Consider the following 12164-nt stretch of genomic DNA (forward strand, 5'->3'; position numbering starts at 1 on the left):
CTTGGGCCTAATCGAGATAGAGCTGCCCGCGGAAGATCGGGTGCATGAGGTTCTCGGTGCTCAACACCTGATCGAGGGTTTCCTCATCCATCAAGCCCTTTTCCAACACCAGTTCGCGAACCGACTTGCCCGTCGCTGCGGCTTCCTTACCGATGAGGTCACCGTTGTGGTGGCCGATGAAGGGGTTGAGGTAGGTGACGATACCGATGGAGTTCTCCACGTAAGCGCGGCAGACATCAGCGTTGGCGGTGATACCCTCGACGCACTTTTCGCGCAGAGCTTCCGCGGCGTTGCCGAGGATGCGGATGGACTGGAAGAGGGCCTCGCCGATGACGGGCTCCATGACGTTGAGCTGCAACTGTCCGGCCTCCGCAGCCATGGTGACGGTCAGGTCGTTACCGAAGACCTTGAAGCACACTTGGTTGACCACTTCGGGGATAACCGGGTTGACCTTCGCAGGCATGATGGAGGAACCGGCCTGGCGGGGCGGGAGGTTGATTTCACCCAAACCAGCACGGGGACCAGAGGACAGCAGGCGCAGGTCGTTGCAGATCTTCGACAGTTTCATTGCCGCACGCTTGATTGCGCCGTGGGCCAGCACGTAGGCGCCGGTGTCGGAGGTGGCTTCGATCAGGTCACGAGCAGACTTGATTTCCAGGCCGGTGACCTCGGACAGCGCTGCGGTGACCTGGTGGCGGTAGCCGGAGGGGGTGTTCACGCCGGTACCGATAGCGGTGGCACCCAGGTTGACCTCGAGCAGTCGTTCGGCGGCGTCACGAAGCACGGCCTGCTCTTCGGCGAGGTTGTGTGCGAAAGCATGGAACTCCTCGCCCAGGGTCATCGGAACGGCGTCCTGCAGCTGGGTGCGGCCCATCTTCAAGATGTCAACGAACTCGGTGCCCTTGGAGGAGAAAGCCTGCTGCAGCAGGTCGATCTTGGAGATGAGCTCCTCCATAGCCGCGTAAACACCCAGGCGGAAGCCGGTAGGGTACGCGTCATTGGTGGACTGGCTCATGTTGACGTCATCGTTAGGGTTGATGATGTCGTAGCGGCCCTTGGCATAGCCCAGGTGCTCGAGAGCAAGGTTGGCAACAACCTCATTGGTGTTCATGTTCAGCGAGGTGCCGGCACCACCCTGGAACACGTCGATCGGGAACTGATCCATGCAGCGGCCCTTGTCGAGGATCTCGTCGCAGGCCCACACGATGGCGTCGCACTTTTCTTTCGGCAGGGTATGCAGGCGGCGGTTGGCTAGGGCGGTGGCCTTCTTGACTGCAACCATGCCGCGGATGAATTCCGGTACCTGGTTGATGGTGGTGCGGGAAATCTGGAAGTTGTCGACGGCGCGGAGAGTGTGGACACCGTAGTAGGCGTCGTTGGGGACTTCCATTTCGCCCAGCAGGTCGACTTCCAGGCGGTAGCCATCGCGGGCCTTCGACTGGGAAGCGGCGGGGCCTGTGGTGGCGGGGGTCTGCTTGGACTCAGCCTTGGTGGTTGAGGTGCCCTCGGCTGTGCTCTCGGTGCTTTCGGCCGTGGTGTTTTTCTTGGTGTTCTTGGTAGCCATGCCACGAGCTTAAACGTGATCGGGCGGCTATGCCAGGGTTTGGCAAAACAAAAGGCCCACTTTGAGAGGAATTCACCCCCAAAGGTGGGCCTAGGGCCAGGCTTAAACTATAACTGTGATTCAGCTAGCTGGCCCGCGTGCAAGAGAATTACCCCCACGCCAAGCACAGGGCTACCCGCCCAAACGAGCAATACGTATCTCGGTTGCCAAAATAGCCTTCGCCCCAAGATCCAGCAGACGGTCCATCACATCATTAGCCTCCGCCCGCGGAACCATCGCACGCACAGCAACCCACTGCTCATCCGCAAGCGGCGCAACAGTCGGAGCCGACACGCCAGGGGTGATTTTCGCGGCGTCATCAAGCTTCGTGCGCGGCACATTGTAATCAAGCATCAGGTAATTCTGAGCGTGCAAAATACCCTCAATACGGTTGAGCAACACCCGCATCTCCGTGGTCAGCTGAATACCGCAGCGCCCCACCACTACAGCCTCAGACGCAACCAGGGGCTCACCGAAAGGCTCCAGGCCCTGCTTCTCCAACGTGCGGCCCGTGGAGACCACATCGGCAATCACATCGGCCACACCCAGCTTGATGGAAATCTCCACCGCACCATCCAGACGCACCACCGTCGCATCCAACCCGCGGGCAGCCAGATCCTTCTTCACCAAATTTGGGTATGACGTCGCGATGCGTGCGCCGCCCAAACGCTCAACGCTCCACCCGCTGTTCTTCGGGGCAGCGTAGCGGAAGGTCGACGCCCCGAAGCCCAAGGACAACACCTCTTCAACCTCAGCCAAAGAATCCCCCGCCAAGTCGCGGCCGGTGATACCCAGGTCAAGGTGGCCGTTGGCAACATAAATAGCGATGTCCTTGGGGCGTAGGAAGAAAAACTCCACCCCATTGGCCTTATCCACCACGGTCAGCGCCTTCGAATCACCTCGACCGCGGTACCCCGCCTCACGGAGAATCTCCATAGCCGCATCGGACAGGGAACCCTTGTTGGGCACAGCTACTTTGAGAATTTCAGACACGAGAAGTCCTTTTCGTTGTTAACACTTCGCCAACGCACAGCCATTTCCGAGCACGAGGGCATCAAACGGCGCGCCACACACCGGCGACGCAGCCACAAAAATCAGAGGTACTTGTAAATGTCGTCGAGTTCGATACCCCGCGCCAACATGAGGGTCTGAGTCCAGTACATCAACTGCGAGATTTCCTCGGCCATTTCCTCATCAGACTGGTATTCCGCAGCGATCCAGACCTCGCCAGCTTCCTCGATAACCTTTTTGCCGATATGGTGAACGCCCTTGTTCACGGCCTGCACTGTGCCGGAATCAGATTCGTTGTTAGCGACTTTTGCCTTGAGTTCCTCAAAGAGGCTATCGAAATTCTTCACCCGAACAAGTCTAGACGACCCACTTCTCAATGTCGGCAGGGGTAACCCCAACCCACGTGCGCGAGCCATGCAGCTGCTGTAGCGTACGCACTCCCGCAGGCACCGCGACGTCATCATGCTCCGGCAAAGCAATGGTGATGCAGCCAGCATCGGCCGCAGAACGTATGCCGGTCGCCGAATCCTCGAAGGCCACGCATGTGCCGGGATCTACCCCCAACAGACGCGCGGCGTGCAGATACGGCTCGGGCGAAGGCTTACCCGCCGACACCTCATCACCACAGACAGCGTGGACAAAGAAATCCTCGCCGATCGCGCGGATAGATCCGGCCGCAATTTCACGCGGAGTATTGGTAACCAACACCATGGGTACCCCCTCAGCCCGCAGGGCCTCCAACAACTCCCGCGCCCCCGGGTTCAGCGTCAACCTCGTGGCGAATAGCTCCTGCATGCGCTCGACGGTAAAGCGGTAATTGTCTGCAATGAGCTGCTCGTTGAGCTTAACGCCAGCGTGCTCAGCGGCGATCGCGATCGTGTTGCGGAACGACCCGCCGATCGTGCGCTCCCGCAGCTCCGGGGTGAGGCGGCGGCCCAGTCGCTCACTCATTTCAAAGGTCGCGATACTCCACAGCGGCTCGGAGTCGACCAGAGTTCCATCCATGTCCCAGAAAACAGCACTAAAAGACCTCACGATCCCTCACACTACACGTTGAAATACTTAGCCTCCGGGTGGTAGAGAACGAACGCGTCCGTCGACTGCTCCGGGTGAAGCTGAAGCTCCTCAGACAGCTCAACCCCAATGCGGCCTGGCTCGAGAAGCTCGACCATGGTGGCACGATCCTCCAGGTTGGGACAGGAACCATAGCCAAAGCTGTAACGGGCACCGCGATACTCCAGGTCGAAGAAACGCGTCGGGTCTGTAGCATCAAAGTCGCCGGCCTTCACACCACTGCCCAAGTCGAGCTCTCCACGCACGCGCGCATGCCAGTACTCGGCCAATGCCTCCGTAAGCTGCACGCCAAGGCCGTGGACCTCCAGGTAATCGCGGTACTCATCGCGGGCAAACAGATCATTAGCGAAGTCCGCAATGGGCTGGCCCATGGTGACCAATTGGAAAGGCATGACGTCGACCTGGCCGGTAGCCTTCGCGCGCTCCCGGCTGGTGATGAAGTCCGCAATGCACAAGAAGCGGCCCCTGCTTTGGCGGGGGAAGTCGAAACGCGCGCGCACCGCGGCGTCAGGATGCGGTTCCTCCAAAATCAACACGCTGTCGCCCTCGGAGACCGCGGGGAAAAAACCGTAGACGACGGCCGCATGGTCCAGGATGCCCTCGGACTTCAAACGATCAATCCAGTAGCGCAGGCGTGGGCGGCCCTCCTGCTCCACGAGCTCCTCGTAGCTGGGGCCCTCTCCCCCACGCGTCGGCTTCAGGCCCCACTGGCCCATGAACAGCGCGCGTTCATCCAGGTTAGGCAGATACTCGGCCAAGGGTAGGCCCTTGACAATGCGGGTTCCCCAGAACGGCGGGGTCGCGATGGGAACGTCAACCTCCACGTCGGAGCGCTCCGGAATCTCCACCGGGGCTGCCTCCGCTTTACGCTTTTCTGCGATCTTCTTCGAGCGTTCGTGGCGGGCCTTGCGCTCCGCGCGCTTCTTCTGCGCCGCTAACGCAGCCTCGAGTGCCTCGGCGCTTTGCTCAGTCGTCGAACCCCCCTTTTTCAACGCCATGATCTCATCCATCAGGCGCAGGCCCTCGAAAGCATCGCGGGCATAGTGCACGTCGCCCTCGTAAATTTCTGTGAGGTCATTTTCCACATAGGTACGCGTCAACGCCGCACCACCGAGGATGACGGGAATATCTGCCGCACCGGCGGTGTTCATCTCCACCAGGTTTTCCTTCATCACCACGGTGGACTTAACCAGCAGGCCGGACATTCCAACGACGTCCGCGCCAGCATCCTGCGCCGCGCTAATAATGGTGGAAATTGGCTGCTTGATGCCAAGGTTGACCACGTCGTAGCCGTTGTTGGACAAGATGATGTCCACCAGGTTTTTACCAATGTCGTGCACGTCGCCCTTGACGGTGGCCAGCACGATGGTTCCCTTCGAACCGGTGTTATCGCTAGCCTCCATGAACTGCTCCAGGTAGGCCACCGCAGCCTTCATCGTCTCAGCGGACTGCAGGACGAACGGCAGCTGCATTTTGCCCGACCCGAATAGCTCGCCCACCGTCTTCATGCCGTCCAGCAGGTCTTGGTTGATGATCTCGATCGGTGTTTTTTCCTGCATACCTGCGTCGAGGTCCGCTTCGAGACCTTGTTTTTCACCGTCGATGATGCGCTGGGACAGGCGCTCAAACAAAGGCAACGCGGCCAGTGCTTCCGCACGCGCATCTTTTGCTGACGCCGCGGAGACACCCTCAAACAATTCCATGAAGGTTTGCAGGGGGTCGTAGCCTTCCCGACGACGGTCGTAGACCATGTCGAGGGCCACTTCGCGCTGGCGTTCGTCGATGCGGTTCATCGGCAGGATCTTGCTGGAGTGCGCGATGGCTGTATCCAAGCCGGCTTCGATGCACTCGTTCAAAAACACCGAGTTGAGTACCTGGCGGGCAGCCGGGTTGAGGCCGAAGGAGATATTGGACAAGCCCAGCGTGGTGTGCACGTCCGGGTACTTGGCCTTGAGCTGACGGATCGCCTCGATCGTTTCAATACCGTCGCGGCGGGTTTCTTCCTGGCCAGTGGAAATGGGGAAGGTCAGCGTGTCGACGATGATGTCTTGCTGGCGTAGGCCCCATGTGCCGGTGATGTCTTCGATAAGCCGGCTGGCGATCTCCACCTTCTTCTCGGCCGTGCGAGCCTGGCCTTCCTCATCGATCGCGAGGGCCACCACTGCCGCACCGTGATCTTTAGCCAAGCGCATGATCCGCTGGTAGCGGGAATCCGGACCATCGCCGTCTTCAAAGTTGACCGAGTTGACCGCGCAGCGTCCACCCAAGTGCTCCAACCCAACGCGGATGACCTCCGGTTCGGTGGAGTCAATCATGATCGGCAAAGTCGAGCTAGTGGCCAACAAACCAGCCAACGTAGCCATGTCCTCGCGGCCATCACGGCCCACGTAGTCCACGCACAAGTCCAGCATGTGGGCGCCGTCGCGGGTCTGCTGCTTGGCAATATCGACGCATGTTTCCCAGTCCCCCGCCAGCATTGCCTCGCGGAAAGCCTTGGAACCATTGGCGTTGGTGCGCTCGCCAATCATGGTGATGCCTGTGTCTTGGGTCAGCGGGACGCTGGTGTACAAGCTGGCTACGTGGTCGCTGGTGTCCGGATGCCTGTCTGCCTTGATGGCGGCAGGGGTGGCGTCATCACCCAACACGGCGGTGCGGACTGCGGAAATGTGTGCAGGTGTCGTACCACAGCAGCCGCCGACCATAGACAGGCCATAGCCGGTGACAAACTGCTGGAGGGCCTCGGCAAGCTCCGGGGCAGTCAAGGGGTACTCTGCGCCGTTTTTACCCAAGATCGGTAGACCGGCGTTAGGCATGACGGACACAGGGATGGTGGAGTGCTGCGAGAGGTAGCGTAGGTGCTCGCTCATCTCCGCGGGGCCGGTGGCACAGTTCAGGCCAATCATGTCGATACCCAAAGGTTCAAGAGCGGTGAGCGCCGCGCCGATTTCTGAACCCAACAGCATGGTTCCGGTTGTCTCCACCGTCACGTGGCAGATGATCGGCAGGCGAATACCGGCCTGTTCGAAGGCCTCGTGGCAGCCCAACACCGCGGCCTTGACTTGCAACAAGTCCTGTGCGGTTTCCACCAAAATTGCATCCGCGCCAGCCTCGACCATGCCGAGTGCGGCCTTGATGTAGTACGCCTTCAAGTCCTCATAGGGTGCGTGGCCTAGGGAAGGCAGCTTGGTGCCCGGGCCGAGCGAACCCACCACGAAACGAGGCATACCGTCGGGGCCAGGGCCCATCTCATCTGCTACCTCGCGGGCAATCTTCACGCCCTTGTAAGCCAGCTCCTGGCAGCGATCCTCGATGCCGTAATCAGCAAGGTTGGGTAGGTTGCAGCCGAAGGTGTTGGTCTCGACCAAGTCTGCGCCGGCCTCAAAGTAGGCGCGGTGGATTTCTCGCAACACATCGGGACGGGTGTCGTTGAGGATCTCATTGCAGCCCTCAAGGCCTAGGAAATCCTTGTCGACATCCAGGTCGTAGCCCTGCAGCTGAGTACCCATCGCTCCGTCGCCAATGAGCACACGAGTAGAAAGGGCATCCAGGAATTCAGTGCGGGTTTTCAAAGCCATGAGTAGACAGCTTAGTCCATTTTCTTCGAGGGGCTGTCATCGGGGCTGTAAAAAGGGAAAACCCCACATCAAGCGGGGTTTTCGGGCGCGCACCTATTTAGGGTCGAAACTCGATCGCATCAACATCAAGCTCGACGCCGCGGGCCTGACCCATGCGCGCAATCCACTGCCGCAGATCGTCCTCTTCCTCCAACTCGACCACCGCGTAATCATGCTTGGCATTGAAGGCATCAACAGCTGCAGCAAAAGGCGCAATCCAGGCATCCCACGCCTCCGCAGGCGCATCCTCATCGGGCAGCGCATCAGCAAAGTCCAACAAGATAGCCCTCAACTCCGGCACAACAGCCGGATTAAAAGGCTGATCCCAGAAAACACGATCGTCCTCCGATAGATAAGAACCCGAACCGAAGGCCTCCAACTGCTCGGTGAACTCATCAATAAACGACTGCATAAATTCAAAAGGGAAACGGGCCATTAGGGCACCAGCCTTACGCCCAACAGGGCCTCAAGAGCGTGCGCAACCTGCTCGGAGGACTCGCTCAAAGCAGCAGCATCCGCCGCATCACCAGCAGCAGACTGTTCAAAGCGGGCATCCGCCCACTGGTCAATCAAGAACAACACCCGTGGTGTGTCCAGATCATTAGCCAACGTCGCGTGCACGCCACGAACCATCGCCCTATCGCGCTGCACGCTACCCGGCAGCTTGAAGGCCTCACGCCACCGCTGCAAGCGCTCGATCGCGGCGTCAAGAACCTCAGTCGACCACTGGCGATCATCACGATAGTGGCTGGCATACAGACCCAAACGAATCGCCGAAGGGTCCACACCCTGCTCAATCAACCTGGAGGCAAACACCAGGTTGCCCAGCGACTTGCTCATCTTCTCGCCATCCAAGCCGATCATCCCCGCGTGCACATAGTGGCCCGCCATGCGATCAATGCCGTAGCAAGCCTCCGCATGCGCCGCAGAGAATTCGTGGTGCGGGAACATCAAATCGCTACCGCCACCCTGGATGGAAAACACAGAACCAATACGGTTCATCGCGATGGCCGAACACTCCACATGCCAACCCGGGCGCCCCGCACCAAACGGAGCCTCCCACGATGGCTCACCGGGACGAGCAGCACGCCACAAAAGCGCATCCAAAGGATCCTGCTTGCCCTCCCTATCGGGGTCTCCCCCGCGCTCGGCAAACAGCGCCTCCATGGTCTCACGGTCATAATGCGACTCGTAACCAAACTGCTTGGTGGCGCCCACCTTCGCATACACGTCCGGGTATTCGCCCCCAACCTGGTACGCCGCGGACTTGTCGAGCAGTTTCTGCACCATGTCGATGACCTCATCAACCGACTCCATCGCACCAACGAATGCCGCCGGCGGTAGAACATACAATTGCTCCATGACGTCGCGGAACACCTGGATCTGCGAAGAACCCAACTCGCGCCAATCAACACCGTCACGCTCTGCACGCTCAAACAGTGGATCATCCACGTCCGTAACGTTCTGCACGTACCTCACGTCTATCCCCTGCGCGAGCAGCATGCGGTAGATCAGATCGAAAGTCACATAGGTAGCGGCATGGCCCAAGTGCGTGGCGTCGTACGGGGTGATGCCGCAGACATACATGCCCGCAACAGCCCCCGCGGCGTCATCACTAAAAGCCTTGACTTCCCGCACAGTCTGCGAAGCCGAATCGTACAACGACAGTTGCTGATCAGACAGAAGAGTGGGGGAAAAATCAGGTAAAGACGGTCGAGACCACGAATGCATGCGCTACAGCTTAGCCTGCCGACAACACGCCAGCAGCGAGCAGGCCCATCACCAGCAGCCCCACGGGGATGCGGTAGGCCGCGAACCAACTGAAGGAATTGCTAGACACGAACTTCAACAACCACGCGATCGAGGCGTAACCCAACACGAAAGCGATGACCACACCCACCAACAGTTGCGACCCCGTCGCCGCCTGGCCAGCCTCAGGTGCGAAGGCGTCCTTCAAACTAAACAAACCGGACGCCAACACCGCAGGAATCGCCAAAAGGAAGGAAAAACGGGCCGCGGCCTCACGCGACAAGCCCACAAACATGCCCGCCGAAATAGTGCCGCCCGAACGCGACACACCCGGGATCAGCGCCAAGCACTGGGCCAAGCCCATGATGATCGCGTCTCTCATTGTGAGGTCTTTTTCCTCCCGCTGCTTCGTGCCCAGCTTTTCCGCGGCGATAAACACGAAAGAAAACGCGATGAGCACAGCGGCGGTGATCCACAGGTTCCGCAACGCCTCCCGAATGTAGTCCTTGCCGAGGAAGCCAATAATCGACACAGGCAGCGTACCGACGATAACCATCCACCCCATCCGATAGTCCAAGCCATTTTGCCCGGTGCGGAACTCCTTGTTGGCTAGGCCTTTGAACCAGCCGGTCAGGATGCGCCAAATGTCCTTCCAGAAGTACACCAGCACCGCAGCTTCTGTACCCAGCTGGATCACCGCGGTAAAGGAGGCGCCGGCGTCGCGACCCCACAGCAGTTCTGACACGATACGCAGGTGCCCGCTGGAGCTAATGGGCAGAAACTCGGTTAAGCCCTGGACGATCGACAAAATGATGGTTTGTGCCCACGTGACGCCGTCGGTGCTGTGCGCGGCGTCGGTGGCAGCGAGGATACTGGTTACGCTTTCATTCACGCCAAGCCACGCTACCAGTCTGGGGGCCTACGGGAGGTTAGCCTGCGTGCATTGTTCGCTATTGTTGAGCCTCATGAGACAGCGCTTGGTTGGCAACAGTGGTTTGCGTGTGTCACGCATGGGTTTAGGCACTCGCGGTTGGGGTGCCGACGTCGCGGAGGATGAGGCCCGCCGCATTCTTGCGGAATTCCTGGGCGCCGGGGGCTGCCTGGTGGAAACCTCCCCCGCCTACGAGCAAGGTAACTCGGAGGCCATGCTGGGGGCACTGGTGGGAGAATTGCCTGCGGCCGTACAGGACACCGTGGTGATTTCGACCGCGGCGGGTGTGAACCCGCATCAGCCGTTGGGCCGCCGAGTGGATTGTTCCCGGCGCACGCTACTGGCCGACTTGGATAGAACGCTGCGGGCGCTGGGGCGCGAATACGTTGATATTTGGAACGTTGGCTTTTGGGACGCGAAAACCCCTGCCGCGGAGGTCGTCGACACTGTTGAGTATGCGGTGCGCAGCGGCAAGGTTCGTTACGCCGGTGTGCGTGGGTATAGCGGTTGGCAGTTGGGGCTTACCGCCGGGATTAGTGCTGCGCGCGGATCGGGTGGGTCGGCGTTGATCGTCGCGCAGGCTGAATATAACCTGCTTGTGCGGCGGCCGGAAGAAGAATTGTTGCCTGCGGTACGCCACATGGAGATGGGCTTTTTTGCCGCCGCTCCCCTAGCCCAGGGCGTGCTGACTGGTAAGTACCGGTCGGGCATTCCCCACGGGGCGCGTGCTGAAGACGCCCACCGTGGCGCCGAGGTCCAACTGTATTTCGAGGAGCGCAACGATGCCATCGTCGATGCTTTGACGACAGCTGCCTCCGGTTTGGGGTACCCGCCCAGCGTGTTGGCCACCGCGTGGGTGCGCGACCGGCCCGGCGTGACCAGCGCGATTGTGGGGCCCAAGACGGTAGAGCAGATGCGCGAATACATCGCATCGGAAGACATCCGCGTGCCACAGGCCATCAGCGAAGCCTTCGATGACATCACGTTGTAAAGTTAGCTCCATGCAGACACGCAGGCTTCCCCGCGCTTTTTCCTCCTTCCGATTGCATCCCACCGCACTTTCTTTGGCTTCGGTCGCATTGGCCAGCGTGTCGTTGGTCGCGTGCACCCAGATGCCCGGTGGTTTGGAGGAACCCGGCGAGCTCGGACACGCCACACCCGTGGCTTCCCCATCGGATAGCACTCCGGCTGGTGAGGTAGTCGACGGTGCTCTAGCCGGCATGAACATTCTTGATGACGTCGCGGTGCTGCGGGCTGGAGGTGACGCGGCGTCAACAGTGCTGACTGTTCTCCCCACAACCGAGGTGGCGAGCGGCGGCGCGCTGGGAAGCGACACCCCTCAAGCTAAAGAGATCACCATTGATGCGCACTGCGGCGAGCCCAGCGTGGGTTACACCCCGGCGGGAGGCAGTAATGACGAAAACGGCGGTGCGAAGGCTTCGACCCTGGTGATCGCCTGCGACGACGGTATTCACCTGATCGATGCCGCAGCCGGGACCGACACCCGCCTTGACACCGGTGATAAGACCTACACCACCGCTGCACTGACCGTCGATGGGGTCCTAGCTGCCGGAAACAATCAATCCCTGGAGGTTGATGTTTACCGCGACGTCACTGCTAATAGTGGTGGAGAGCTTGGGCAAGCAAGCACCTTTAAAATCGACCGGGTGCCCGACCAACTCGTGGCTACCAGCAGCGATCGGGGAAATATTGCGGCGATCAACCGCTCCGAAACAGCCATCCAGCAGCTCAACCTGGAGAAAGACACCCGCGGCGCAGCACTGCGCGTGGGCACCGGAGTAGGCCAGGCCGTCGGTGCGACCGGAGTTGCCCGCGACGTCATTTTCGCAACAGACACCGAAGGCGACCGCCTCAACGTGTACACCATGAGCCCCATCGTGATGCTGCACCAAGTAGCCCCCGTAGACGACAGCCCCTACGCGCTGGCATGGGACGCCAAGAGGCAGCTCGTGTGGGTTGCATCCACCGGTACCAACGCTGTGCAGGGCTTCGACATCAGCTCAGGTGTGCCGGAGGAAGTAGCGCGGCTTGATTCCATCCCCGATGTCGCACAGCTCGGTGTTGACGCCCAAGGAAATCTCTTTGCAGCCAGCGCAACACAGCTGCAGAAGATCGGCGAACAAGACGTCGATGCAGCGAAGAAGTCCTAACAGCCTAGTAG

The 12164-nt window shown here is 60.1% G+C and carries 10 protein-coding genes; 2 read left to right on the forward strand and 8 right to left on the reverse strand.

Going from position 1 to position 12164, the window contains the following annotated elements; genetic code table 11:
* Positions 1–7 precede the first annotated feature (7 nt).
* The 8 genes from aspA to L1C91_RS00450 all read right to left on the reverse strand — a co-directional run bounded on the left by aspA (position 8) and on the right by L1C91_RS00450 (position 9943).
* Positions 8–1564, reverse strand: coding sequence for an aspartate ammonia-lyase (gene aspA / locus L1C91_RS00415; protein ID WP_234857495.1), 1557 nt, complete (start codon positions 1562–1564; stop codon positions 8–10).
* 171 nt (positions 1565–1735) lie between these two features.
* Positions 1736–2587 (reverse strand): ATP phosphoribosyltransferase, encoded by an 852-nt coding sequence (gene hisG / locus L1C91_RS00420; RefSeq protein WP_234857835.1) that lies wholly within the window; start codon positions 2585–2587, stop codon positions 1736–1738.
* A gap of 110 nt (positions 2588–2697) precedes the next feature.
* Positions 2698–2961 (reverse strand): phosphoribosyl-ATP diphosphatase, encoded by a 264-nt coding sequence (locus L1C91_RS00425; protein ID WP_020976261.1) that lies wholly within the window; start codon positions 2959–2961, stop codon positions 2698–2700.
* A gap of 10 nt (positions 2962–2971) precedes the next feature.
* Complete coding sequence (locus L1C91_RS00430) at positions 2972–3649, reverse strand: HAD family hydrolase (protein ID WP_328219557.1); 678 nt, start codon at positions 3647–3649, stop codon at positions 2972–2974.
* An 11-nt stretch (positions 3650–3660) separates the two neighbouring features.
* The gene (gene metH / locus L1C91_RS00435; protein WP_234857496.1) at positions 3661–7263 is read right to left on the reverse strand and encodes a methionine synthase; all 3603 of its coding nucleotides are present in this window, start codon (positions 7261–7263) and stop codon (positions 3661–3663) included.
* Between the two features lie 97 nt (positions 7264–7360).
* A complete protein-coding gene (locus tag L1C91_RS00440; protein WP_234857497.1) occupies positions 7361–7738 on the reverse strand; it encodes a hypothetical protein in 378 nt (125 codons plus the stop codon).
* Complete coding sequence (mshC, locus tag L1C91_RS00445) at positions 7738–9033, reverse strand: cysteine--1-D-myo-inosityl 2-amino-2-deoxy-alpha-D-glucopyranoside ligase (protein WP_234857498.1); 1296 nt, start codon at positions 9031–9033, stop codon at positions 7738–7740. The genes L1C91_RS00440 and mshC overlap by 1 nt, the downstream gene beginning before the upstream one ends.
* A gap of 10 nt (positions 9034–9043) precedes the next feature.
* Positions 9044–9943, reverse strand: a complete 900-nt coding sequence (locus tag L1C91_RS00450; RefSeq protein ID WP_234857499.1) for an undecaprenyl-diphosphate phosphatase — start codon at positions 9941–9943, stop codon at positions 9044–9046.
* 73 nt (positions 9944–10016) lie between these two features.
* On the opposite strand from L1C91_RS00450, the gene L1C91_RS00455 reads away from it, so the two are divergent.
* Both L1C91_RS00455 and L1C91_RS00460 read left to right on the forward strand, forming a co-directional pair.
* Positions 10017–10973: an aldo/keto reductase gene (locus L1C91_RS00455; RefSeq protein ID WP_234857500.1), complete on the forward strand. Its 957-nt coding sequence runs from the start codon at positions 10017–10019 to the stop codon at positions 10971–10973.
* Positions 10974–10983: 10 nt separating this feature from the next.
* Positions 10984–12153: a hypothetical protein gene (locus L1C91_RS00460; protein WP_234857501.1), complete on the forward strand. Its 1170-nt coding sequence runs from the start codon at positions 10984–10986 to the stop codon at positions 12151–12153.
* Positions 12154–12164 lie beyond the last annotated feature (11 nt).

It is taken from the genome of Corynebacterium argentoratense, from assembly GCF_021491455.1.
GTDB lineage: Bacteria > Actinomycetota > Actinomycetes > Mycobacteriales > Mycobacteriaceae > Corynebacterium > Corynebacterium argentoratense_A.